Origin of the sequence: Brucella cytisi, assembly GCF_038433355.1 — a bacterium.
Lineage (GTDB): Bacteria > Pseudomonadota > Alphaproteobacteria > Rhizobiales > Rhizobiaceae > Brucella > Brucella cytisi.
Genome location: NZ_JBCAUP010000033.1, coordinates 1 through 25,220, shown reverse-complemented (window position 1 = coordinate 25,220; position 25,220 = coordinate 1). Strand labels below are relative to the sequence as shown.

Below are 25,220 nucleotides of genomic sequence, written 5' to 3'. Positions count from 1 at the left end.
CAACGCGACCAATGAAGCGAACTAGCGTTTATCGAAATGCGCCTGTGAAGCCACATTTCGTGCGGGTTTCGGATCCGCTGCATGCACAGGTTCTGCTGCCTTCCCTTATGAAGGTGTCGAGTCACCGCTCGGTGGTTAGCATTGCGCTACTATTTGATATGAGTGAGTATCGTTGATGGCGAAACAATAAACCAGGTTCTATGGAATAACATACGTGCCGTTGGAATAAGCTTCAAGCAATAATAAAAGTCAGAGATATTTCTTGATATAAGAGCAAGACCAGATTTTAATGCCGGAGATAAATAGTGCAATCGTTCAGGCTCCGTAACCTCTGATCGTCACCGTAGCCCTGAATACGACAAATTATCCCATGGAGAATTGCAGCGCGACCAAGAACGTCCATATCTGCTGTTATAACTCGATGTGACGGCATCGCTTTGATGAGATCACTTACCGCTTTTTGAACCGACGTAGTCCGGATATCAGTGGGGGCAAGGACGCCGATGGTATGTGCCGGTTCCTGTATCGCAGTCGAGTTGCGGTGATTCAGCCTTGCCCGCAAAATATCTCGCAGGTATTCAGCGAGAAAACAGAACGCAAGCCGGTGCGGTCACGATCAATTGAGAATGGTTCACGATGGAAGCCTGTAAATCATAATCCATATTCCCCTGAACCAGGGAACTGCCTGCTGCGAGAAATCGAACCATGATAGAATGTCGGGACAAGTCGATGGCGAACGTAATATTTTTTTCCCAGGCGAGGATTTTCAAAACTTTCCCGGAAGTGGAATTGGACAGGTCAGTATCATGAGAAAGACCGAAACCGGCGTATCAGCCGTTCTACTTGACAAGGCGACCGAATGGTTGACCCGGTCATCGATGGCGGGGGAGACGCTGCAAACCATACTTCTGGGTTTCTGCGAGCGCCTGGCTGCCGCCGGTCTTCCGGTTGCGCGGGCGCATATGACATTCTCGATGCTTCACCCACTTTACGACGCCGTTGGTTTTACATGGCATCGTTCACAGGGGTTGACCATAGAGGGGTTCAGGCACAAGCAGGGCGAAAAGCCGGAACGCTTTCTTTCAAGTCCATATTACTATCTGCTTTCCAACAAGCTGGATCATCTTCGCAGGCGCTTCACACCGGATTCAGCCGACGAGTTCCCTGTTTTTACGGAGCTGAAACAACAGGGCATGACCGATTATCTGGCATTCATCCAACCGTTTGGCGCTGATTCCATGCAGGGTATGATGGGATCATGGTCGACGGACAGCCGTTCAGGCTTCGATGATGACATGATTGCTTCTCTTCTGAGGCTTCAAAGCCAGCTGGCGGTTGCTGCCAAGATTGCCGTGCTCGGCAAGCTAACAAATAGTATGTTGACCACCTATCTGGGCGGGGATGCCGGCCGTCGTGTTCTTAACGGCCAGATCAAGCGCGGCGATGGTGAAACTATACGCGCAGCGCTGGTCATGGGCGATATGCGCCAGTCCACTGCTCTGGCCGAAAAAGAGGGGCGGCAGCTCTATATCGAGACGCTCAATCAGTTTTTCGATGCGCTGGCCGCACCGTTTAACCGGAATGGCGGCGAAATTCTGAGCTTCATCGGTGACGGCTTTCTGGCTGTCTATCCATGCGGTCGTCATCGGGAACCTTCGGTCATCGCCTGTCAGGCGGCAGTATCCGCCCTGGCGCAGGCTCAGGCCAATGTGGCTGCTCTCAACAAGGAACGCCGAAAAAATGATAAATCCGCCATTCGGTATGGTGTGGGTCTTCACGTGGGCAATGTGATGTTTGGAAATGTCGGTCTGCGTGACCGGCTGACCTTCTCTGCTTTCGGTTCTGCCGTCAATGAAGTGCAACGTTTGCAAGGGTTGACGAAGCGATATTCGTCGGAAATTATCGCCAGCGGGAACTTCGTGAATTATAGCGGTGGCGACTGGGTGAAGCTCGGTGACGAAAAACTGCGTGGCGTGGGGCAGAAAGTGACAGTCTTGCGTCCGAAATCGCTGGCTTGCTGCAATGCGGATAAACTATCGGACGATTCTAACGTCGATGAGCTTTCCGAAGCGGAACAGATCATGCTGCTGCATCGCAACGCCGGTTCGAACGAACCCAATCGCGTACTGGAGACGTCGTCAAAATGAAGCGTGTCATCACCTGGCTGGCTGCGCTCCTGTTCATCTCGAACTTCATCCCCACACCATCGGCGGTGGCAATGGAATCCTGGAATACGCCTCTTGTCGACGACTTCGAAGGAGCCGACTTTTCTCCGTCGGGCGGACTTTACTATCGTCGCAATTTCGAACAAAGCGCAGGAAATGTCGAGTTTCAGTCGGACGTGACCTTCAAGGGAAATGGCGCCCTGAAACTGAGCGTCAAACCGTATTGTCCGCAGACCGGGGAAAATTGCAGCGAGCGTGCTGAAATCTGGGAAAAAACCGACAGGCGTGTGCCTTACGACCAGGGGATCTGGTACGGGTTTGCGGTCAAGTTCGCCGATCCCGTTCCCCGCGGCAACCATCGTTATCTGATTGCGCAATGGAAACGTGAGATCGGGCCGGATGCCAGGGGTGATTTCAGTCCGTTTCTGGCGCTTCGGCTAAACAACGGCAAGCTTTTCGCGACGGTTGAAACCAATTATGTCACGCCTGCTGCGGCAGATGCCCGGCTTTCCGGGACAGAGGGGACGCCGGTCTGGTTTCGTCCTGATGTCAACCAGATGCGGGCGCTGGTTGCTACCCAGAGTGACTGGACGTCACACGATGATCCCCGCTTCAGCAGCCGGACGACCGCGATGACCGTTATAGACCGTGGCAACAAGTTGCCGTCGCCGGAATCGGGCTGGATTGATTTCGCCATCTATACGAAACCGGGTCCCGACGGCTCCGGACATATCGAAATATTCGCCAACAACAAATGGATCGTCACTGTGAAGGGCCGTATCGGACACAATGATCCGGGGCTTGGCGCCAACCAGTATTTCAAGTTCGGGCCTTACAGAGCTGCCGACAAGACGAACTGGACGCTTTATTACGATCATTTTCGTCGTTCACCTCGCTGCGAAGACGTAATGGATACACGAATCTGCCCGTCATTCTGATCAATCGGAGGCATGAATCCGCCTGACCTACCCATCGTTCTATTGGGGTGGGACAACCGGATTCGGTCAGCATCTTAGCGCTCTAGACTCACCGTTGGCGCTGCGCTAGGCTAAATTTATGGCCGCGAAGGCGCTTGGGGATTGATAGTTTCGCATGAAGTCGGGTACGGATTTGTTACGCGTCGAGGGCTTGGACATTTCCTTTTCCATGCTGGGCAACAAATGGAGCGTGGTCAAGGATGCCAACCTGCGCATTCTGCCCGGCAAAGTAACCGCGCTTGTTGGAGAATCCGGATCCGGTAAATCCGTCATCAGCCAGTCGATCATGGGAATTCTGCCTCGTAATGGCGAGGCAGAAGGGAAAATTTTATTCACCGATCCGATAAGTGGTGAGACGACTGATATTCTCGGGTTGCAGAAGGAGGGGCCTGAAATTCGCGCCCTGCGCGGCAGTCGTATTGCCAAGATATTCCAGGAGCCGATGACTTCGTTATCGCCACTCCACACGGTTGGCAATCAGATCAGCGAAGTGTTGACCGTTCATGCCGACATGACGAAAGCCGAGCGACGCGCTAATGCGGAGGAGATGCTGGGACTGGTCGGTTTCTCAAACCCGTCCCGAACCTTCGACATGTATCCTTTCGAGCTTTCGGGCGGAATGCGCCAGCGTGCCATGATCGCCATGGCCCTGATATGCCGCCCGGCACTTCTGATCGCCGATGAGCCGACGACGGCGCTCGATGTGACGATCCAGGCGCAGGTTCTCGAACTGCTTCGTAATCTGCAGCATAAACTCAATATGGCAATTTTGTTGATCACTCACGATCTTGGCGTCGTTGCCAATCTGGCTAACGAAGTGGTGGTCATCTATCATGGGCAGATTCTGGAAGCGGGCCCGGTAGAAGATATTTTCCGTAATCCGCGGCATCCTTATTTGAAAGGCCTGCTGGCTGCGGTCCCGCATTTTGACATGCGCCCCGGTGAACGGCTGAAAGCCTTGCGCGAGGTTCCGGTCAGTACTGAAACGCTGTGGAAGAAGAAGGCAACAAGCGGGGACGCACCCGAAGTGTTGCTGTCTGCCCGTAATCTGACCAAGACATATAGCATCCGCAAAGCGGGCATGTTTGTTGAAAGCAAAGCGGCCTCGGTGCGTGCTGTCGATGATGTCAGTTTCGATATAAGGCGAGGGGAATGTTTCGGCCTTGTTGGTGAAAGCGGCTCTGGAAAGACCACGGTCAGCAAGATTCTGATGCGTGCCGTCACCCCCGATCAAGGCTCGGTAACCTTCGATGACGGGGACGGGCCGGTCGATGTACTTGCTGCAGACGGTGCGCAATTGATGGATTTGCGTACAAAAATCCAGATGATATTTCAGGATCCGGTCTCGTCCTTGTCGCCGCGAATGACAATCGGCAGCATCTTGAGCGAGCCCCTGGAGATTCACAAGCGTGGCGACAAAGCCTACTGCCAACAGAAAGTGCGGATGCTGATACGGGCGATTGGCCTCGACGAGCGTTATCTCAGCCGTTATCCGCACAGTTTTTCTGGTGGCCAGCGCCAGCGGATCGGCATTGCGCGCGCACTTGCACTTGGGCCGAAACTTGTGGTGTGTGATGAACCGGTATCTGCACTTGACGTTTCGGTGCAGGCGCAGATCCTCAACCTCCTGAAGGACCTCCAGAAGGAACTCGGTCTGACCTATCTTTTCATCTCGCACAATCTGGCAGTCGTAGACTATATGGCTGACCGGATTGCTGTCATGTGTGGTGGGCGGATCGTTGAGCTGGCACCCCGCGAAATCATTCTCCGAAAGCCAGCTCATCCCTACACGAAAGCCCTGCTTGCTGCGGTGCCTTTCCCGGATTTGGACAAGCCACTGGATTTCGACATGCTGCGTGCAAGCGGTGCGTCGGATCGACATCTCTGGGGGGCAGCGTTTTCGGGCGAGGAAGGTGAACTGTCACCGATTAACCTTGGTAGTGGCCATCTCGTACTGGCAAGCCGCGATGCGGCTATCGGGGAGTTGATAAATTGATTACCCGCAGAACCATGCTGTGCGGGATGGTCGGCTCCTTTCTCCCGCTTCCAGCCTTTGCGGATAGAGAACGTGAGCCGGATTTTTTTCATCCCGAGTTGATCGCCCGCAGCTTGCCGCCGCTGGCGCAGCGGATTCCAAAGCAACCCCGTATTGTTCGTTTGAAGGACATGGGACGCCAACCGGGCCGTTATGGCGGGGAGCTACGCACGATCATCGGCAGCCAGAAAGATATCCGTTACATGACCATCAACGGTTATGCGCGTCTGGTTGGCTATGATGAGCGGCTTGAATTGCAGCCTGACATACTGGAAAACTATGAGTCAGAGGGCGACAGGGTTTATACCCTTCATTTGCGTTCGGGACATTGCTGGTCGGACGGCAAGCCGTTTACGGCCATGGATTTCGCATATTGGTGGAACGACGTCATTCTCAATCCGGAGCTGACGCCGGACGGAGGTGCGCTTGAGCTGCGCATCGATGGCCGGTTACCGGAATTCGAACTTATCGACGAACGCACTGTCCGTTATCGCTGGCAATCGCCAAATCCGGATTTTCTGCCAGGTCTGGCGGCCGCACAACCAATTGTCCTTTTCGGACCGTTCCACTATCTGCGCCAGTTCCACCGGAAGTATCAGGATCCGTTCCGCCTTTCGTCGCTGATGAAACAGTATCGCGCCAAGAAATGGACAGAGCTTCACACAAAGGTGGCACGTCAGTATCGGCCAGAGAACCCTGAACTACCGGTTCTTGACCCTTGGCGCAACACGACCGCGCCGCCCGCCGAGCAGTTCGTCTTTGAGCGCAACCCTTATTTCCATCGTATCGACGAAAACGGGCGGCAACTGCCATATATTGATCGGGTCATACTCAATATCAGCTCATCCTCCATTATTCCGGCCAAGGCCGGTGCCGGGGAAAGTGATCTTCAGGCGACGAATATCGATTTTACAGACTATGCCTTTCTGAAGGATGCCGAGAAACGTTATCCCGTAAAAGTCAATCTGTGGACGATGACGCGTGGATCGCGCCTTGCGATCCTTCCCAATCTAAACTGTGCGGACGATGGGTGGCGCAACCTTTTCAAAGACGTCCGCGTCAGACGAGCTCTTTCGCTTGGTATTGACCGGCACGAGATCAATATGGCGGTGTTCTATGGGTTGGGTAAGCCCAGCGCCGACACTTTACTGCCGGAAAGCCCGCTCTATCGGCCTGAATATGCAAATGCCTGGATCCAGCACGACCCTGATCAGGCGAATGCACTGCTCGATCAAGCTGGACTGCAAAGGCGCGGGGCGAACGGTATCCGCCTGTTGCCGGATGGGCGGCCCGCAGAGATCACCATCGAATCGGCCGGCGAAAGCACACTGGATACGGACGTGCTGGAGCTGGTCACCGATCATTGGCGCAACATTGGCATCGCTTTATTTACCCGTACCAGCCAGCGCGATATTTTCCGGTCTCGCGCTATGGGCGGGCGGATTATGATGTCCATATGGTTCGGAATCGAGAACGGCGTTGCCACCGCAGACATGAATCCCGCCCAACTGGCACCAAGCTCGGACGATCAGCTGCAGTGGCCGCTCTGGGCCATGTATCAGCTATCGCTTGGATCGAAGGGCACGGCGCCCGACCTGCCTGAGGTGTTGGAGCTTTGTACGTTGCAGGAGCAATGGCGATCGTCGGTCAATTTGAACGAGCGAACCGAAATATGGCACAGGATGCTATCCATCTTCACCGATCAGGTGTTCTCAATCGGCCTCGTTAACTCCACACCGCAGCCGATCCTTCATACATCGTATCTGCGTAACGTACCGGAAAAAGGATTGTGGGGTTTCAATCCGACCTCCTTCCTGGGCGTGTATATGCCGGATACTTTCTGGCTGGCGGACACACCACAGAGGGGGCGCTGACATGCTGCGTTATATCCTCTGGCGCATTTTCGCCATGGTCCCAACCCTGTTGCTTATCTCTGCGCTTGTTTTCACGATCATAGAACTGCCACCGGGAAATTTCTTCGAAAGCCAGATTGCCGAGTTGCAAGCACAGGGCGAGACGGTCAATCTTCAGGAAATCGAGGAAATGCGCCGTCAGTACGGTTTCGACAAGCCGCCGATCATACGCTACTTCTACTGGCTGGGCGGGATGTTACGTGGGGATTTCGGATACTCGTTTGAATATCAGCTGCCGGTCAGCGAAGTCGTAGGTGACAGACTATGGCTCACGATCCTGGTCTCGGTATGTACGATTATCTTAACCTGGCTGATTGCCTTTCCAATCGGCATGTACTCGGCGACGCATCAATATAGCTGGGGTGACTACGGGTTTTCACTGTTCGGCCTGCTTGGCATCGCCATTCCGAACTTCATGCTGGCTTTGATACTCATGTATTTCGCCAATATCTGGTTTGGGACATCCATAGGTCACCTGATGGACCAGAAATACATCGCGGAACCGATGAGCTGGGCGAAGGCAAAATCCATTCTGGAGCATTTGTGGATTCCCGTGATCATCGTCGGGACCGCCGGAACTGCTGGCATGATCAGACGGTTGCGCGCCAATCTTCTCGACGAATTGCAGAAACAATATGTCATGACCGCGCGAGCCAAGGGGCTGCATCCGTTCCGCGCTCTGGTGAAATATCCGCTTCGCATGGCACTGAATTTCTTCGTGGCCGACATCGGCTCCATATTGCCGACTATCATATCAGGTGCTGAAATTACGGCGATCGTGCTGTCGCTGGAAACGACGGGGCCCATGCTGATCAAGGCGTTACAGAGCCAGGATATGTATCTGGCAGGCTCGTTCTTGATGTTTCTTGCGTTTCTCACGGTCATCGGAATGCTCATCTCCGACATCGCACTGGCGATCCTGGATCCGCGGATCCGTCTGCAGGGGGGGTACAGAAAGTGAGTGCCATGCTTCCGCCTCCGGGTGCACCTCTTCCACATTTCGTTTCGGATACGCCGTTCGATCCTTATTCCGTCGAGAAGATGACGGATGCGCAGGCGAAAATTCATCTGGCGTCGCAGCGCCAGCTGATGTGGTGGAAGTTCAAGCGTCACAAACTTGCGCTTGCATCCGGTATCTTCCTGATCCTGCTTTATGGCGCCATCATCATTGCCGAGTTTCTGGCACCTTACAATCTGCACACACGAAACGTCGATTTCATCCATGCCCCTCCGCAAAGAATACACCTGTTTCACGAAGGAAAGCTTGTCGGACCATTCGTCTATGGGCGCGAAATGACGCTCAATATGGATACGCTGCGGCGCGTGTATAGTGAAAAGAGATCAGATGTGCAGCCGCTACGCTTTTTCTGCCGGGGTGACAACTACCGCTTCTGGGGACTGTTCAACGGCAATCTTCACCTCGTCTGTCCCGCTCCAGGCGGGCAGATGTTTCTCCTCGGGACCGACCGTCTCGGTCGGGACGTACTGTCCCGGATCATTTATGGCGCCCGGATTTCACTTACTATCGGTCTGCTGGGCATCACCATCAGTTTCGTGCTTGGTATTATCATCGGTGGTATTGCGGGTTATCGCGGCGGCTGGTTTGATCTGATCGTCCAGCGGATAATCGAGGTCTTGCAGGCTTTGCCGAGCCTGCCGCTCTGGATGGCCCTATCGGCAGTAATGCCGGTTTCATGGAGCCCGATCCTGATCTATTTCGGTATTACCATCATTCTGGGTATGCTCGACTGGACCGGACTCGCGCGTGCCGTTCGTTCGAAAATTCTGGCACTTCGCGAGGAAGATTACGTTCTGGCCGCTCAGTTGATGGGGGCGAGCGGTCGGCGCATTATCGGTCTGCACCTTGTACCTGGCTTCATGTCGCATCTGATCGCCGCGGCAACGATTTCGATCCCGGGAATGATTCTTGGGGAAACAGCGTTGAGTTTTTTGGGGCTAGGGCTTAGACCTCCTGTTACAAGCTGGGGAATTCTTCTAACCGAGGCCCGAAACGTAAGTGTCATCGCTTTCTATCCCTGGCTATTGCTTCCCATGGTTCCCGTCATTCTTGTCATTCTCGCGTTCAATTTTTTGGGAGATGGCTTGCGCGATGCAGCGGATCCTTACAGATAAACGGAACTAAGAGGCTACACCGCGTGCAATTTTCAGGCATCGCCGTATTTAAAAAATCTGGATATTTCGCCCCGAATGAGCTGCAAGCGCACCCTGCACCGGAAAGGTTTTGAACATGATGCGCCGTTTTGAAGATGCGCGTATTCTGATGTACAGCCACGATACGTTCGGGCTGGGACATTTAAGGCGTTGCAGGACTATCGCTCATGCTTTGGTCGAGGATTATCGTGGACTTAACATCCTGATCATATCGGGTGCCACGATTGCCGGGGCTTTCGATTATCGCGCCCGTGTTGATTTTGTGAAAGTGCCGAGCGTGATCAAGTTGCGCAACGGCGAATATACTTCGCTGGCCAGCCATATTGATCTACACGACACACTCAAGATGCGCCGGTCGATCATTCGGCACACGGCAGAGACCTTCCAGCCTGATATTTTCATCGTCGACAAGGAGCCGATGGGGCTGAAGGGTGAAGTTGAAGAAACGCTGTCATATCTCAAGACACAGGGCACGAAACTTATTCTCGGACTGCGCGAGGTGATGGACGCGCCGCAGCTTCTGGAAACCGAGTGGAAGAAGAACAACATTATTGAGAAAATGGACCAGTATTACGACAATATCTGGGTGTACGGTCCACCTGATTTCTATGATCCGCTCGTTGACATGAATGTGCCCGATAGTGTGCGGCGGAAGATGAATTTTGTTGGTTTCCTCCAGCGCAGTCTTGCCCACGATAAGGTATTATCGCCACATGTTCCGAGTGGCGACTATATCCTGGTCACGACTGGCGGTGGCGGTGACGGTGCGGATCTGGTGCGCAATGTAATCAATGCCTATCGAAAAGTGCCGGAGCTCCAACACCGTGCGTTCATTGTTCTGGGGCCATATATGCCTGCAAAAGAGCGGGCGAAGTTGCGCAAAAGTGCGCAAAAAATTCCTCATCTGGCGGTGATCGAATTCGACAACCGCATGGAAGATCTGATCGCCGGCGCAAAAGCAGTTGTCTCCATGGGAGGCTATAATACCTATTGCGAGATATTGTCGTTCGACAAACCGGCGCTGATCGTTCCTCGCGTCGAGCCACGTGAAGAACAACTCATCCGCGCCCGCCGCGCTGCAGAACTCGATCTGATCGAAATTCTGCTTCCTCACGAAGCAGAAGACCCTCGACGTCTGGCAGAAGTACTGCAACGCTTGCCAGACCGGTTGCCGCCGTCGGCAAGCCATAGCGAGATGCGTCTGGAGGGATTGCCACATATTTCCCAGATTGTCGGAGAATGGCTGGATGAGAGCGTGCAGCTTTCGGGAACCGTCCCGGAGACCCTCATTGCCGCAAAATAGTCTGGCCCCGGTGCCCATTCGCCGAAAACTGCTTGTCGTGTTGAAAGGCTATCCGCGTCTTTCAGAAACCTTCATCGCGCAAGAACTCCTGGGACTGGAACGCGCTGGTTTCGACCTGACACTCATTTCCATGCGCCGTCCCACAGACAAAAAGCGGCATCCAGTTCATGAGGAGATCAAGGCTCGCGTCGTGTACCTGCCGGAATATCTTTATGAGGAGCCACTGCGGGTCTTGCGTGGCTTGCGGACGGCATTGCGTCGCCCCGGCTTTCGCCCGCTTTTGGGCCAGTTCCTGAAGGACTTGCGGCGGGATTTTACACCAAACCGCGTAAGGCGCCTTGGACAGGCCATGGTGCTTGCCCACGAATGGCCGGATCAGGCCGAGTGGCTGCATGCGCATTTCATCCATACGCCAGCCTCGGTTACGGCTTACGCAAGTCTTCTCACCGGCGTGCCATGGACGTGTTCTGCTCATGCCAAGGACATCTGGACGTCGCCGGACTGGGAGCTGGCGGAGAAACTCAGTCGCGCGCGCTGGAGCGTCACCTGTACACGAACCGGCTACGAGCACATGCGAAGCCTGACAGAGCGCGAGGAAGCGGTTCATCTGAGTTATCATGGGCTCGATCTCGACCGCTTCGGTCTTTTTGAGGAGCCGCGTTCATTGAGGGATGGCACCGATCCCCGTGATCCGTTACGGATCCTCAGTGTCGGACGGGCGGTACCCAAAAAGGGCTATGATGTGCTTCTCAGGGCCCTGGCACGCCTACCGCTCAGTATTCACTGGCGTTTCACGCATATTGGCGGTGGCGATCAGCTTGCTAGTCTGAAGCCGCTCGCCGATGCCCTTGGCTTGGCTGATCGAATTGAATGGAAAGGTGCTCTGGCGCAGGAAGAGGTGCTGAAGCACTATCGTCAATCCGATATCTTTGCCCTTGCGTGTCGTATCACCGCAGATGGCGACCGCGACGGTTTGCCCAATGTGATCGTTGAAGCTTCGAGCCAGAACCTTGTTTGTGTTTCGACCAATATTTCGGGCGTTCCGGAACTGTTGAGCGATGGTGACAACGGCATCTTGGTACCTTCCGAAGATCCGGAAGCCCTTGCCGCTGCACTAACGCAGCTCGCCAATGATCCACAGCTGCGTCATCGGATGGGCAATGCGGCGGAACATCGTGTCCGATATCATTTCGATTACCACGCAAGCATTCGTCAGTTGACGGAACTATTTGAACGGGAATGGACGAAGGCATGAGTGGCAGGTCCGGAAGCTTGGCACCGAAAGCATTATTTTATGTCCAGCATCTTTTGGGGATAGGGCATATTGCACGGGCAAGCCGTATAGCATCGGCGATGAAGGACGACGGTTTCGACGTGACCGTGATTACAGGAGGACTTCCTGTTCCCGGCTTCCCGGCAGATGGCATTTCAGTAATCGCATTGCCTCCGGTCGTTGCGAGTAATGCGGGTTTTTCCGGCCTTGCAGATAGCGAGGGGCAACCGGCGAATGAAACGTTTCTATCCTGTCGCCGGGACAGGCTGCTGGAAATATTTCACCGGTTAAAGCCGGATATGGTAATCATCGAGGCCTTTCCTTTCGGAAGGCGGCAAATGCGGTTTGAGCTCATTCCGCTGATCGAGGCCATCGAAAGCTCCCTGCCGCGCCCGAAGCTCATCACATCTGTGCGCGATATCGTTCAACAGCGGACGAAACCGGGTCGGAACGAGGAAACGGTAGCCCTGATCAGGGCTCATTTCGATTGTGTTCTGGTGCATGGCGATGAGAATTTTGTGCCGTTGTCCTGTAGTTTTCCGCTGGCGGAAGAGATTGCCGATCGAATTGTGCATACGGGTCTGGTCGCGGCTCCGCCAGCACCGGCGATCACGCAAAAATTTGATATTGTCATTTCTGCAGGTGGCGGTGCAGTGGGGGCTGCGTTGGTTCATTCTGCGCTTGGCGCTGCCCGTCAGCATGCGCGGCACAAGTGGTGTGTTATTGCTGGCCCCAATCTTCCAGAGACCGATTTCCAGAAACTCCTGCAAGACAGCCCGCCCAATGTAGACGTGGTACGGTTCCGCAATGATTTCCCGTCGCTTTTGCGAGGGGCCGAAGTTTCTGTATCGCAAGCCGGGTATAACACTGTCTGCGATCTGTTGCAGGCGGGATGCCGGGCTATTCTGGTGCCTTTCACCCGGGGTGGCGAGACTGAACAGGCGGTGCGAGCCCAACGGCTTGAGGAAATGGGGCTTGCCATAACCATTTCCGAGGATTGCCTCGATGTTCAGGTTCTGAGCGATGCAATTTCTGCGGCGCTTGAAAATCCACGACCGCCGATGACGGCGCTTGATCTCGACGGAGCCCGGAAAACGGCCTGCTATCTTCGGTCACTCCGATAAGATATTCGCGAAAGCGGATTACCCTCTTCATGAGAGATGTTATAAGATTAGTGCTGACATGAGCAGCCTGCCAGAAACCGGTTCAAAGCCTGAATGAAAGCACCGTCAAAAGCCCGTTTTCCATCCGAGCGCCTGTTGCGAAAAGCTCGGCTGGCATCAGGGCTTGTCATGGTAACGTTCCTCGCGTTGCACATGAGCAATCATGCGCTGAATCTGATCTCGCTGAATTCGGCGGAAAAGGGCAGGCTGCTCTTTCTGCTTCTTTGGCGCAATCCGGTTGGAACGACGCTTCTCTATGGTGCTATTTTCGTCCATTTGAGCCTGGTATTTCGCTCACTATACAACCGGCGCTCGCTGAAGCTGCCGTTTGGCGAAACCATGCAGATTTTCTTCGGCCTGCTGATCCCGCTATTGATCATGGAGCATGTGATCGGCACGCGTATTCGGCACGAACTGGTCGGTTATAGTGATACCTATCGAAATATCATCCATACGCTGTGGGTGGCCTCTCCTTTCAACGGCGTGAAACAGACTGTGGCTCTTCTTGTGGCGTGGGTACATGGATGCATCGGCATCTATTTCTGGCTTCGCCCGCGTCGCTGGTTTCTTCGCGCAGCACCGCTTCTCTTGAGTCTGGCCATTCTATTGCCGGTTCTTGCACTGCTGGGCTTTGCGAATTCTGGTCGTTACCTTGCCAGTATTCCTGTCGAGGCGGCTTCGTTGTCCGGCGATGAAAACATGCGGCTTTCGCGAACCATCGATGAGAAAAGCCAGTTTCAAATCAGGGTGGCACTTTATGGCCTATTCATCGTTGGTCTCGGAATGCTGTTGCTGTTTCGTGCTTTGCGCAGTTGGCGGCAACGGGCGAACCAGATCAGGATAACCTATTCGAGCGGTGAAATCGTAACCGTTCCGCAGGGTTTCAGCATTCTTGAGGCAAGTCGGATTGCAGGGATCCCGCATTACTCTGTATGTGGTGGTAAAGGCCGCTGCTCGACCTGCCGTGTCCGGGTGATCAAGGGCGGTGATGATTTGCCTTTAGCCGGCTCGATCGAAGAAGAAACGCTGCGTCGCATCGGCGCCGACCGTGATGTCCGCCTGGGCTGCCAGTTGCGTCCTGCAAGGAATGTAAGTGTGGTGCCATTGCTCATGCCCGACCCCGATATAGCATCAGAAGACGCAGCGCAGCTGACGGTTTCCGGGCAGGAGCGGGAAATTACGGTGCTGTTTTGCGATCTGCGCAGTTTTACACAACTGGCGGAAACCAAATTACCTTATGATGTCGTTTTTCTCCTCAACCGCTACTTTGCAGTTGTCGGTCAAGCAGTTCAGCAGGCCAATGGCAGGCTGGACAAATTTATCGGGGATGGCGCGATGGCGTTGTTCGGATTGCGGGGATCACGTGAGGAGGGCTGTCGGAATGCCCTTGCGGCGGCGGTGCAGATCGTGCGGGAGATTGAGCTCCTGAACGAGGAGATGGCCGACGAGCTTTCGCTGCCGTTGCGGGTTGCGATCGGCGTGCATGTCGGTCCCGCCATCGTCGGAACCATGGGTTATGATAAGGTGAAGGGGCTGACGGCAGTTGGAGATACTGTCAATGTTGCCAGCAGGCTGGAAAGTGTCGCCAAGGCACAACAGGCCGCAATCGTCCTATCGGAGCCGGTCGCAGTCCTTGCCGGTATGCATGTGGAAGGTCTGGACGCGGAGGAAATCTTGATTCGCGGGCGTTCAAATCCGCATCGGGTTTATGTGGTTTCAGCTGAGCAGGCCGCCTCACTGGTATGAAGGCTGCCTGTGTCCAATGATGTGAAAAGCCAGTATGCGTTATGCGAAGCAGACAATTTTATCGGTACAAACAAAAAGATAGAGCACTTTTCATTAATCGCATATACGAAGAAAGAAGCAGTCTGTCGCTCTGACAAATGGTGACTCATGGAAAAGAGACTTGCCCGCTATATCTGGTCCTCTACGCGATTACAGCAGGTCTGGATTCTTGCGGTCGTCGCATTATCGATGATCCCTTATTTTCTGTCATTTGACCTGCCAAAGCAGATTATCAACGGGCCGATCCAGGGTGGAGGATTCGAAACACCGGGTGCGACACAGGCGTTCATGCGCCTGACCTACAACCTCCCTTATTTTGGAGAGGTGGTATTTTTTGACGGGTTGCAGCTCAACCGTATTCAGATGCTTGTGGCTCTTAGCCTGGTTTTTCTCCTGCTCGTCGTCATCAACGGTCTCTTCAAGCTCTACATCAACACCTATAAGGGGCGCCTTGGCGAGCGTATGCTGCGGCGTATCCGTTTCGAGCTGATCGATCGGGTTCTCCGTTTCCCGCCCTATCATTTCAAGCGGGTCCGCTCGGCGGAAATCGCTACGATGATCAAGGATGAGGTGGAGCCGATGGGCGGCTTCACCGGTGACGCATTCGTTCAGCCAGCCTTGCTGGGTGGTCAGGCGTTGACAGCGCTGATCTTTATTTTGATGCAAAATTTCTGGCTCGGTATGATCGCCGCAGTCATCGTTGCGGCACAAGGCATTATCATTCCCAGAATGCGCAAGCGCCTGCTCGAACTAGGGCGCCAGCGCCAGCTCACGGCCCGCCAGCTCTCAGGTCGTGTGGGTGAGATCGTCGATGGTATCAATACCATCCATGGCAACGATACTTCCAATTTCGAGCGCGCAGATATCGCCGAGCGGTTGGGACGCATCTTCACTATCCGCTACGATCTTTATCAGTGGAAGTTTCTGGTCAAATTCATCAATAACTTCCTGGCACAGGTTACGCCATTCCTTTTTTACATGATTGGCGGCATCCTTGCGTTGCAGGGCCGTCTCGATATCGGCCAGCTTGTGGCGGTGATCAATGCCTACAAGGATCTTCCCGGGCCCTTGAAGGAGCTGATCGACTGGGATCAGTCGCGGCAGGATGTGCAGGTTAAATATGCGCAGGTCGTTGAGCAGTTCAGCGTCGACAATCTCATCGATCCAAAAATTCATGCTGTCGAATACAAGACGACTCAGCCCCTTGGCCAATCGTTTGTCGCCACCAATGTGACCGTTCTGGATGACAGCGGCGGACGCCTGCTGGAACATCTCAACATTGAAATCCGCCCGACCGAAACGGTTGCCGTCATTGGACCGGCAGGTAGTGGCAGTGAGGTCTTTGCCGAGCTTCTGGCCCGGTTTGTCTGGCCCGATTCAGGACGGCTTACCATCGATGGTCAGGATATTCTCTCGCTGCCGGAATCTATCACTGGTCGTCGTATTGCCTATGCCTCGTCCGACGCCTATTTCTTCAGCGGGTCACTGCGCGATAATCTGTTATATGGCCTCAAGCATGCGCCGTTGACCGAGGTCCGATACGAGGGAGCTGCGGCTACACAGCGCCGCTGGCAGGTTCAGGAAGCTATGAGGGCGAAGAACCCGGATCTCGACCTGAACAGCGATTGGGTCGATTATGCGTCGATGGGAATATCGGATGCGACGGAACTCTATAAGGTCGTTCGCCCAGTACTGGAAGCTGTTCTGATCAAGCAGGACATCATTGATCTGGCGCTACGGTCGCAGGTTGACACGATCGCTCATCCTGAGCTTGTGGAACACATCGTAGAACTCCGGCAGGCATTGCGTGACAGACTGGGTAAGGAAGACCTGGATGACCTCGTGGTTCCCTTTGAGCCGGACGAGTACAACCCTCAGGCAACCATTGGCGAAAACCTGCTTTTTGGTGTGCTCGACCGTTCGACAATGCCAATCAGGCAACTGGCTGCGCACCCCTTCTTTCAAAAAATCATGATCGAAAACGATCTCTACGGAGACCTTTATCATATGGGTCTTGAGATCGCGGAGAATGCGATCGAGCTTTTCCAGGATCTGCCGGCAGACCACCCCTTCTTCCAGCAGCTTACTTTCATGCATCCGGAGGATATCCCGACGTATCAGCTGCTTCTGCAGAAATTGAAAGATTCCAAGGTCGGGGTTGTTTCACCGGAGGACTGGGGCAGTATCACCCGCCTTAGCTTTGCGTATATCGAACCGCGCCATCGTTTCGGTCTGCTGACCGATGCACTCAAGGCCAGAATTGTCGCGGCACGAAAGCAGGTCGCAAAGGATATGCCGCCCGACCTGCGCGCTGTGATCGAGACATATCATCCAGACAGGTTCATTTCCAGCGCAAGCCTCCTCGACAACCTTCTTTTTGGCAAGATCAGTTACGGTCAGGCCGATGCGATGGAACGTATCCGGACGGTCCTCATCGACCTCTTCGAGGATTTGGGCCAATCGGAAGCGATTCTTTCGATCGGGCTTGATTTCGATGTGGGTTCAGGCGGGAAACGACTGACAAGTGTTCAGCGGCAGAAGATCAATGTCGCGCGTGCTTTACTCAAGCATGCGGATTATGTGATTTTCAATAGACCTTTGCCAGCATTGGACCAAAGGGTGCAAATTCAAATCGCAAAGAATATAATGCAAAACCTTCACGAAGAAGGACATACTCCTGCTATAATATGGACACTGAGCAATTTTCCACTCGCCAGTAATTTTGATCGCGTTATCGTATTTGCAGGGGGGCGTCTGGTTCAGGACGGAACTTACGAGACGTTGCTCAAGGAGGAAGGCGTGTTCAAGGAATTGATTGCACAATAAGTTTGTTCGATCGGTTTCCACCGGGACAGAGGGCAGGGCGAAGGAAATGGTGGGTACATGCTACTAAAAGACGAAGTGGAGCTGTTGCGACGCGTTCCTCTCTTTGCCGGTGTGGCGCCGGCAAAGTTGAAGCTTCTGGCGTTTACGTCTGACCGTGTCAGTTACAAGGCGAACCAGTCGCTGTTCCATCAGGGTGATATTGCGGACGCGGCCTATGTCATCCTTTCGGGCAATGCCGATATTCTTGTCGATACGCCTGGCGGATCAATCAAGATCGCGGAGGCACAGCATGATTCAATCGTTGGAGAGATCGGCATTCTCTGTGACGTGTCTCGTACGGCAACCGTGACAGCCTCGACGACACTTGAAGCGCTGCGCATCAGCAAGGAACATTTCCTGAAACTCCTGACCGACTATCCCGAAATGACGATCGAGATCATGCGGGTTCTGGCAAGCAGGCTCAGCCAGACAACGGCGGAACTAACACAGGAGCGGAGTCGACACTAGATTGAGTGAACGGAGCCGTCCGCAAGTCCAATGCGGAAGTTACGCGAGGGCAGACCGCCCAGATAAGAGCCCATCATGCGAAACAGAATACCGATTTTTTCCTGGAGGCTCCCGGGTTCGTCGGTTCTGGACGCAAAAACCGCAATAAACGTATGATAGATGCGCAGCCGTTTCGGACATATCCATCCAAGTGCCAGCTCGCTTGCTTTGCGCAGACGGTACCAGTCGCCCAGCAGTTCCAGAAACGAAACGGCGTAAAGCGTCTCGCCATGGAGAGCATTTTCGGCACAGAACGCGTTTACGTCATCTTCTGAAGCACGATCATTCCGCATAGTCGTGAATACACCGGTCGCCTCGTTCATGCTCATGGACGAGGTCTGTTTTAAAAGAAATACCAGGTCGGTAAGCCTGAGAACCCTTGCGACGGAGGCAAGATCTTTCGGCCATTCCTTGCGCAGATAGCGATGGATGACAAGTTGATGCACGTGTTCGGAGAGAAACGAACCATAGTCCGGCGCAACGAGAATTTCACCGACATCCTTTCGCGTGTGCGCCAGTTCCACTTTGTACTGTGCATCGAGGCCGGGATCCCTGGCGAGCCCATCAAGCATTACGGTTTCGATCGAGATGCTGTCAGCGTCCATTCTGACGATCTTGAACGCGGGCGGGAATGCCACGAGCGAAGGCACACCGACATTAATCAGCCAGTCCCCGTCGATGGTTGCCCTTGCCGTATCGTTGATATGCAGGTGACCGCTGAAATGAACGCCAATTCCCGTACGTGCAATTGCCTGCACTGTTGCCGGAGCAGGGGTTCGTTCTACGGCCCCGGTCGAACCGATCAGCGATAATTCATCCGCACTTGTACCGTTCAGCATGTCGATAGCTGGATAATGCGAGAAGGTAAGCAGGCTTTTCCCGCTCTCACGTGCTCGTCGGGCTACGTTCTGCATCCATTGGAACAGGAAGTGCTTATGTTCTGCCACGGCATTCCAGCCGGCATTCGTGCTATCCACGAACGCTTGCGCTTCTCCTTCCTCAAAGCTTCCATCGCGTGGCGCGAAGACATTGGCATCGAGCATGAGCAGCCAGAGGTCTGGTACGGGTTCCACCAGATAAGAAGCGTCCATCAGGGCGTAGCGATTGCTGCCATCTGGTGAGGTCACGCTATAACGGCGGCTCTCTGGCGTGTCGTCTGTTCCAAAGGGTGTCTCCCAGTGGAGATCGTTATTCCGGCGAAAGAAGCCAAGATCGGTTATGGCCTGCAAGCCCTCGGGATAACCTTGACAGTACATTTTCGGCGTGAGAACAAGGCCGTCAGCTTCCCGGTCGATGAACCCTGCACTGCTGGTCACAAAGGTGTAGCTACCATCTGCATTCAACAGGCGTTTGCCGTGATGGCGCCCGGTCGGACCGAAAATATCATGGTTTCCCGGAACGGCTGTGAAAATCATTCCGTAAGCATGTCGGTAGAAACCAAGTACGCGTTGAAGAGCAGCGAGCGTCGAGACCTGGCCGTCGTCGGAATAATCGCCAAGCAGGATAACATGTCTGATCCCTTGTCTGGCGACTTCATCGAGCGCGGCGTGCAAAGCATGATGGCTTTCGTTGAAAACGCGTGTTGAGCGGACGGTATCAGTTAATCGCCTTGCGGTCATGTGACCGTGTTCGGTTTCAATTCCCTTGAAATCATAGTCGCCGTACAGATCGTGGAAGTGGGCGTCAGCGATGACGGCTATGGTCGGCATTTCTGCAAGGGGCATGAACGGGAGATTCCTATTCCGGTCGGTAAAGGATATTAGATGTCATAAAGCTTAAAAAACAAATTGCTATCGACTAATACTGGATTGATTGTGAGGCTTGAACCCGGTCGGACAAATATGCGTGTTCAAACGTCCAACACGAAAAATCTGCTAGATTCGCAATTCGACGGATGGTCTTGTTGACGGGTATCGGAATAAATTCAACATTCTGAACCTGGTTTCTGGTGGAGATGCTAGAACATTGGGGAACGGCCACGAGACTGATCGATATATATTCTGAGATCCATTGTGCGTCCAAATGCAAGCGTGGCATTTTAAGATGGGGCATACTGGCAGCAGAACCGGGTGGTGGGTACGATGACGGATAAAGGGATAAGGGTCAGGTTTTGGGGGACGCGGGGCAGTATTCCGGTCTCAGGACCTGATTTTGAGCACTATGGTGGAAATACGCCCTGCATAGAGTTGCAATGTGGTGAGCACAGGCTGATCTTCGATGCCGGTTCGGGAATCCGGGAAGCCGGAGAGGCGATGGTCGCGGAGGGGGTATCGCAGTGCAATCTGTTCTTCACGCATTCCCACTACGATCACATCATGGGTCTGCCTTACTTTTCGCCAGTTTATAATCCGGCGGTGCAAGTGAAATTCTGGTCCGGCCATCTGCACGGTCTGAAGACAACGAGAGAGTTGCTCAATGAGTTCATGCGCCCGCCGTTCTTTCCTATTGCACCAGATGTATGGAAAGCGAATGTCGAGTTTCAGGATTTTCAAACTGGCGACGATCTGATCCCGTGCGACGGCGTGATTATACGCACGGGGGATCTTAATCATCCCGGCGGTTGCGTCGGTTATCGTATCGAGTGGGCGGGAAAATCGGTGGCGCTGATCTATGATACGGAGCATGTCGGTGACCGGCTCGATCCAAATGTGCTCGCTCTGATAGGGAATGTCGATCTAATGGTCTATGACTGCACCTATACTGATGATGAAATGAAACGCTGCTTTGGCTACGGGCATTCAACCTGGCGTCACGGCGTTCAGCTGGCAAAGGCTGCAGCTGTGAAAAGCTTCGCGCTGTTTCATCATGCCCCGAACCGTACAGATCAAGCGCTGGACGAATGCGAGCGGGCAACGCAAGAACTGTTTCCCATGGCTTTTGCGGCCCGCGACCGTCAAGTCGTAATGATCTGAACGTTTCTAAGGGCGAAGGCAGCTCAGTCGAGGAGATCGGATAGTTTCTTCCATGCAACTCCCTGCATAGTTCTGGTCACCTCGAACAACTGGTTCAAAAAAGCCCATGCTACTTCATCGTGTACGAGATGATGGGTCAAAATACCGATCGGCTCGTTACTGCCATCAAAGCGCTGTTTCATCTGGGTTACGATATCAGCCACAAGATCACCGTGAGGGCGGCAACCGCGCGTCCCGTGCCAGTCTATTAGATCGACATGGGTGTTGATGCACTGGATTTCGCCCGGCCTCGTTGTGGCCATGCCGAAAACTGAAAGTGCGCGGAAGCCTGTCATTGTCAGCTCCATGCGAATGCCGCGGTCAATCCGGTTCCAGGGCGGAACCAGAACTGGCGAAAATTGTCCGCGGTAGAGTGTTTCCAGTTTGGAAAGTCCGGCTTTCAACTGATCGAGAACCATTGCGAGTGGCCGTTCAAGCCCGAGTTCCTGCTTCTTCTGGCCGGGGCCTGCATAGCTCTCATGTGACCAGCCATGCACGGTGACTGTAACGAGATCCATCCCTGAAAGCTTTTGGGCCAATTCTTCGCCCGTTGGTGCTGGAATAACAGCCAGGGTAACCGGCACATGATAATGGCTGGAGAGCTCGACAAGACGGTCGAGCATAGGGGTGGGCTCAACAGCATCGTCATCACGCAGCCAGAACTGAGCGACACGTCCGGCACGAGACCATCGCTTCATCTCGGACCGAAGGGGGGCCCATATGGGGTCATCCACCATTGTCGCCTTTCTCACGCCTTTGTAAGAGACCGTTTAAGAGTTCATTCAATTTGATCGAGGCTGGCTCGAGCGACCGCTCGCTGTGGACGAACCGCTGGGCGGCCTGTCCAAGCGCCATAGCCTTCTTCGGGTCATCGAGCAATGACTGAATGGCATCGGCATAGGCCTTGAAGTCGCCTTCCTCGACCAGGAGACCGGTTTTTCCCGACATGACGACCGCTGGCACGCCTGCCGTTGACTGTGCGACCACGGGCAAACCGGCTGCCTGCGCTTCGAGATATGCTATGCCATAGGCTTCACCCGTGCCAGGCCAGACAAAAATGCCCCCCGCCTGAAGCAGGGCGGCGATTTCAGCTTCGGATTTCTGACCCAGCCATTCGATATTTCCTTCGAACGGTGCGAAAAGCTTTCTTACGGCCTCTTTTTCCGGGCCATCACCAATAATGCTCAAGGTCCAGTCTCGATTGTTCAACCGTTCCAGAGCCGAAGCAAGCATGTCATAACTAGCAAGCTTATCGCCGCTTCGCATCATTGCGATGGTTATGAGCCGCGCAGGATTGCGGTCGGGCAGCACCTGCCGATAGGGAGCCACATCGATAAATGGAGGAAAGAGCACCAGCGAGGTGCTGGGTAAGAGCTTTGCGAGGCCATCTCGATCACGCTCAGTGAAACAGATGTTGAGGGCGGCTGTGGTAACCGCTTGCCGGACAATTTGCTGTTCGGTTTGCCAGCCGTCACGATCGCGCTTTGGGGCATAGGAGGCTTCGGCCGTCACGTAGGGTATGTCCAGTTCCCTGCAAATAACCGGCCCGAGCAGGTCGGGTGATTTGTAATAGACATGATATGAGAACCAGACATCTGGTTTGCACCCGGTGTTCCATCGTTGGCGAAGCCGGTTCAATTCATGATTTGCTTCGTCGTGCAATCCCGCGTAGCCGTTGGGTGCTCCATGAAAGCTGCGTAGTTGCGAGATCAGCTCCACTTCATGCCCGGCGGTTTCCAGTGCCTGGATCAGCAAGCGGGCCATTTTCCTGTCTCCCGAGGGAACGGGATGCTCGGGAGACTTCAGTGGTGCGTAAAAACCTATCTGCATGGCTGCCGATGTCATGATGATACGTGAAATTGTGTGCTTTCACCTATATAGACTGTCGATTTGATTTCCACTGTTAAATCGCTGCACTTGTTGCTCGTCTCTGCCTTCGTAAACCAGCACGAGCCTTTATTCTCCCGCGATCTTTTGCGGCGACCATCCATGGCTTATGCGGTCGACAACGGGTTGACGCAAATGAGAAAAACGGATGAGTTTGCGTCGTTTCGAATAGCACCAGTACTTAGTGGGTCCGTTGATCCAGACCGGTGCCGATCCTCTTTTTGTCACCTGGCAATCAGAACACGCGTTTTGCATTAAATGAAAATTCGTTTGGGAGTGCACGCACGAGAAAGCCAGGCCTTGAACCGATACACGGGATAATGCGGCGGTCAGTGTTTGGCTCTCACCCGATACAACCGGATTACCGCCCAGACGATTAGAGGGCCAACTATCCCCGCTATCGCTGACAGGTATCCGTGAGTGAAATATGCACCGCCCAGTTCAGCGCGGATCGCGGGACCAACAAAGGGATCATGGAGTTCATCGACTTGGCCCCACGCGCAAATTAATGCGATGGGAAGAAGAAAAAGCGAGAAAGATGGGCGCTTCAATCCAGCGATGAAGGCAATGGCTATAGCGCGACAATCAGGATGAGACGCGCATTGCCTCACTAGAAATGTTCCCTGATTGTTGGCCGTTGCCTCATCTGATTTGCTCCCAGCATTTGTGGGTGCGGAGCAAATCAGATGAGGCTGATCAGCGTGACGACGAAGAAGGAATTGGTTGCTGCTCTGGCAAAGCGCTATGCGGCCGGAAAGCGGGAGGAAAAATCGCAGATCCTCGATCAGTTCGTATCGATCAGTGGGATGCATCGAAAACACGCGATGCGTTTATTGCGGGGGGCAGATAAGCAACCGCAATCGCGAACGCGGGCGCAGATTTATAACGAGGCGACCCGACAGTCTCTTATTGTTCTGTGGGAAGCCTCTGACCGCATCTGCGGCAAACGATTGAAGCCCTTGCTGCCAATTCTGATCTCGGCGATGGAACAACATGGCCATTTGAAGTTAGACGATCAGGTCCGCACACTTCTGCTACAGATGAGTGCGGCTACCATCGACCGTGCATTGAAAAGCGTGCGAGAAACAGCAGGCGGCCGTCGACGCCGACGTTCCGTTGCTTCATCGGCATTGAAGCGGAGTATCCCAATTCGAAAATTCTCCGACTGGGGTGATCCCGCACCTGGCTTCATCGAGGCCGATCTTGTGTCGCACTCCGGTCCCAACGCACGCGGCAGCTTTATTCATACTCTTGTCCTTACGGATATTGCGACCGGTTGGACCGAGTGCGCGCCTCTGATTGTTCGCGAACAGAAGCTCTTGACGGAAGTTTTGACCGAGCTTCGCCGCATGATGCCGTTCCCGCTGCTTGGCTTTGATACGGATAACGATAGCGTATTCATCAACGAGACCCTCAGGGACTATTGCGTTCATTCAGATATCGAATTCACTCGCTGTCGGCCATATCGCAAAAATGATCAGGCTTATGTGGAGCAGAAAAACGGATCGGTCGTCCGCCGAATTGTTGGCTATCATCGGTATGAGGGTGTTGAAGCTGCAGCAACACTTGCGGAGCTTTATCGTTCGGTACGCTTGTTCGTGAACTTCTTTCAACCGTCGTTTAAATTGCTCGAGAAGCAGCGAAATGGAGCGATGGTCAAGAAGCTCTACTCTTCTCCCGCGACGCCACATCAACGGCTATTGTCGGATGCAAGGACGGCGGTCGAGGTACGCGACCCCTTGGTGCGCATGAGTGAGCAACTCGACCCTGTGATGCTCCTCCGAAACATTCGTGCAGGACAACAGCGGCTTGCCGACATTGCGCATCAGGGAGCACCCTCAAGCGAGGCTCCCGATATCGAGAGCTTTTTGCGAAGCCTGCGTATCGCGTGGACGGAGGGCGAAGTTCGTCCGACCGCGAAAGCAAAGCCAAAACTGAAACGCGAGCGACGGCGGCCTGACCCGCTGGTTAACGTCACGAATGATCTTTACAGTTGGTTTGAAGCTGAGCCATGGAGAACCGGCCGGGAGCTACTGGAGCGACTTCAAAGCATTTATCCCGGCGAGTATCCTGATGCACTAATCCGTACGGTGCAACGACGGGTGAAAGCCTGGCGTCGCGATCGCGCGCATAGAATGATATTCGGAAACGAGTCTGGCGAAGATGAACAACTACCAGCGCTCAGCAGGGCTTAGGGAGCATTCTGGTGAGGCAATATGCTATC

17 protein-coding genes are annotated in these 25,220 nt (G+C 54.0%); 14 read left to right on the top strand and 3 right to left on the bottom strand.

All coding sequences use genetic code 11. The features are described from left to right. The first annotated feature begins 806 nt into the window (after positions 1 to 806). The 12 genes from AAE521_RS23430 to AAE521_RS23375 all read left to right on the top strand — a co-directional run bounded on the left by AAE521_RS23430 (position 807) and on the right by AAE521_RS23375 (position 18,119). Entirely contained in the window at positions 807 to 2,147 is a 1,341-nt protein-coding gene (locus AAE521_RS23430; protein WP_071632482.1) for an adenylate/guanylate cyclase domain-containing protein, read from the top strand. Then, entirely contained in the window at positions 2,144 to 3,103 is a 960-nt protein-coding gene (locus AAE521_RS23425; protein WP_342062648.1) for a polysaccharide lyase family 20 protein, read from the top strand. The genes AAE521_RS23430 and AAE521_RS23425 overlap by 4 nt, the downstream gene beginning before the upstream one ends. Before the next feature lie 154 nt (positions 3,104 to 3,257). Next, complete coding sequence (locus AAE521_RS23420; protein WP_342062647.1) at positions 3,258 to 5,138, top strand: ABC transporter ATP-binding protein; 1,881 nt, start codon at positions 3,258 to 3,260, stop codon at positions 5,136 to 5,138. Continuing rightward, positions 5,135 to 7,051, top strand: a complete 1,917-nt coding sequence (locus AAE521_RS23415) for an ABC transporter substrate-binding protein (protein ID WP_342062645.1) — start codon at positions 5,135 to 5,137, stop codon at positions 7,049 to 7,051. The genes AAE521_RS23420 and AAE521_RS23415 overlap by 4 nt, the downstream gene beginning before the upstream one ends. Before the next feature lies 1 nt (position 7,052). Then, positions 7,053 to 8,051, top strand: coding sequence for an ABC transporter permease (locus tag AAE521_RS23410; RefSeq protein ID WP_342062644.1), 999 nt, complete (start codon positions 7,053 to 7,055; stop codon positions 8,049 to 8,051). A gap of 5 nt (positions 8,052 to 8,056) precedes the next feature. Then, positions 8,057 to 9,223, top strand: a complete 1,167-nt coding sequence (locus AAE521_RS23405; RefSeq protein WP_071632405.1) for an ABC transporter permease — start codon at positions 8,057 to 8,059, stop codon at positions 9,221 to 9,223. Positions 9,224 to 9,338: 115 nt separating this feature from the next. After that, complete coding sequence (locus AAE521_RS23400) at positions 9,339 to 10,565, top strand: glycosyltransferase family protein (protein WP_342062642.1); 1,227 nt, start codon at positions 9,339 to 9,341, stop codon at positions 10,563 to 10,565. A gap of 10 nt (positions 10,566 to 10,575) precedes the next feature. Beyond that, positions 10,576 to 11,820, top strand: coding sequence for a glycosyltransferase (locus AAE521_RS23395; RefSeq protein ID WP_342062692.1), 1,245 nt, complete (start codon positions 10,576 to 10,578; stop codon positions 11,818 to 11,820). Further along, positions 11,817 to 12,962 carry a glycosyltransferase family protein gene (locus tag AAE521_RS23390; protein WP_342062641.1) on the top strand — a complete coding sequence of 382 codons (1,146 nt, stop codon included), beginning with the start codon at positions 11,817 to 11,819 and terminating at the stop codon, positions 12,960 to 12,962. Before AAE521_RS23395 ends, AAE521_RS23390 begins: the two co-directional genes overlap by 4 nt. A gap of 93 nt (positions 12,963 to 13,055) precedes the next feature. After that, entirely contained in the window at positions 13,056 to 14,747 is a 1,692-nt protein-coding gene (locus AAE521_RS23385; protein ID WP_342062639.1) for an adenylate/guanylate cyclase domain-containing protein, read from the top strand. Between the two features lie 147 nt (positions 14,748 to 14,894). Beyond that, entirely contained in the window at positions 14,895 to 17,612 is a 2,718-nt protein-coding gene (locus tag AAE521_RS23380) for an ABC transporter transmembrane domain-containing protein (protein WP_342062638.1), read from the top strand. A 57-nt stretch (positions 17,613 to 17,669) separates the two neighbouring features. Further along, positions 17,670 to 18,119 carry a cyclic nucleotide-binding domain-containing protein gene (locus AAE521_RS23375; RefSeq protein WP_342062637.1) on the top strand — a complete coding sequence of 150 codons (450 nt, stop codon included), beginning with the start codon at positions 17,670 to 17,672 and terminating at the stop codon, positions 18,117 to 18,119. On the opposite strand, the gene AAE521_RS23370 is transcribed toward AAE521_RS23375, so the two are convergent. Further along, positions 18,116 to 19,882 carry a metallophosphoesterase family protein gene (locus AAE521_RS23370; RefSeq protein ID WP_342062635.1) on the bottom strand — a complete coding sequence of 589 codons (1,767 nt, stop codon included), beginning with the start codon at positions 19,880 to 19,882 and terminating at the stop codon, positions 18,116 to 18,118. The genes AAE521_RS23375 and AAE521_RS23370 overlap by 4 nt on opposite strands. A 357-nt stretch (positions 19,883 to 20,239) precedes the next feature. On the opposite strand from AAE521_RS23370, the gene AAE521_RS23365 reads away from it, so the two are divergent. Next, complete coding sequence (locus AAE521_RS23365) at positions 20,240 to 21,070, top strand: MBL fold metallo-hydrolase (RefSeq protein ID WP_342062634.1); 831 nt, start codon at positions 20,240 to 20,242, stop codon at positions 21,068 to 21,070. 23 nt (positions 21,071 to 21,093) lie between these two features. Here AAE521_RS23365 and AAE521_RS23360 read toward each other — a convergent pair whose 3' ends face one another. Then, positions 21,094 to 21,846: a polysaccharide deacetylase family protein gene (locus tag AAE521_RS23360; protein WP_342062633.1), complete on the bottom strand. Its 753-nt coding sequence runs from the start codon at positions 21,844 to 21,846 to the stop codon at positions 21,094 to 21,096. Next, positions 21,836 to 22,939: a glycosyltransferase family 4 protein gene (locus tag AAE521_RS23355; RefSeq protein WP_342062690.1), complete on the bottom strand. Its 1,104-nt coding sequence runs from the start codon at positions 22,937 to 22,939 to the stop codon at positions 21,836 to 21,838. The genes AAE521_RS23360 and AAE521_RS23355 overlap by 11 nt, the downstream gene beginning before the upstream one ends. 743 nt (positions 22,940 to 23,682) lie before the next feature. Between AAE521_RS23355 and AAE521_RS23350 the strand changes: the two genes are divergently transcribed. Further along, positions 23,683 to 25,191, top strand: coding sequence for an integrase catalytic domain-containing protein (locus AAE521_RS23350; RefSeq protein ID WP_342062163.1), 1,509 nt, complete (start codon positions 23,683 to 23,685; stop codon positions 25,189 to 25,191). Positions 25,192 to 25,220 lie beyond the last annotated feature (29 nt).

Bases quoted from the DNA above. Each gene is read 5' to 3' on its own strand.
- AAE521_RS23375 (WP_342062637.1), top strand. From the start codon at position 17,670: ATGCTACTAAAAGACGAAGTGGAGCTGTTGCGACGCGTTCCTCTCTTT.
- AAE521_RS23425 (WP_342062648.1), top strand. From the start codon at position 2,144: ATGAAGCGTGTCATCACCTGGCTGGCTGCGCTCCTGTTCATCTCGAAC.
- AAE521_RS23410 (WP_342062644.1), top strand. From the start codon at position 7,053: ATGCTGCGTTATATCCTCTGGCGCATTTTCGCCATGGTCCCAACCCTG.
- AAE521_RS23350 (WP_342062163.1), top strand. From the start codon at position 23,683: ATGAGGCTGATCAGCGTGACGACGAAGAAGGAATTGGTTGCTGCTCTG.
- AAE521_RS23430 (WP_071632482.1), top strand. From the start codon at position 807: ATGAGAAAGACCGAAACCGGCGTATCAGCCGTTCTACTTGACAAGGCG.
- AAE521_RS23390 (WP_342062641.1), top strand. From the start codon at position 11,817: ATGAGTGGCAGGTCCGGAAGCTTGGCACCGAAAGCATTATTTTATGTC.
- AAE521_RS23385 (WP_342062639.1), top strand. From the start codon at position 13,056: ATGAAAGCACCGTCAAAAGCCCGTTTTCCATCCGAGCGCCTGTTGCGA.
- AAE521_RS23355 (WP_342062690.1), bottom strand. From the start codon at position 22,939: ATGCAGATAGGTTTTTACGCACCACTGAAGTCTCCCGAGCATCCCGTT.
- AAE521_RS23380 (WP_342062638.1), top strand. From the start codon at position 14,895: ATGGAAAAGAGACTTGCCCGCTATATCTGGTCCTCTACGCGATTACAG.
- AAE521_RS23360 (WP_342062633.1), bottom strand. From the start codon at position 21,846: ATGGTGGATGACCCCATATGGGCCCCCCTTCGGTCCGAGATGAAGCGA.
- AAE521_RS23370 (WP_342062635.1), bottom strand. From the start codon at position 19,882: ATGCCCCTTGCAGAAATGCCGACCATAGCCGTCATCGCTGACGCCCAC.
- AAE521_RS23365 (WP_342062634.1), top strand. From the start codon at position 20,240: ATGACGGATAAAGGGATAAGGGTCAGGTTTTGGGGGACGCGGGGCAGT.
- AAE521_RS23400 (WP_342062642.1), top strand. From the start codon at position 9,339: ATGATGCGCCGTTTTGAAGATGCGCGTATTCTGATGTACAGCCACGAT.
- AAE521_RS23420 (WP_342062647.1), top strand. From the start codon at position 3,258: ATGAAGTCGGGTACGGATTTGTTACGCGTCGAGGGCTTGGACATTTCC.
- AAE521_RS23405 (WP_071632405.1), top strand. From the start codon at position 8,057: ATGCTTCCGCCTCCGGGTGCACCTCTTCCACATTTCGTTTCGGATACG.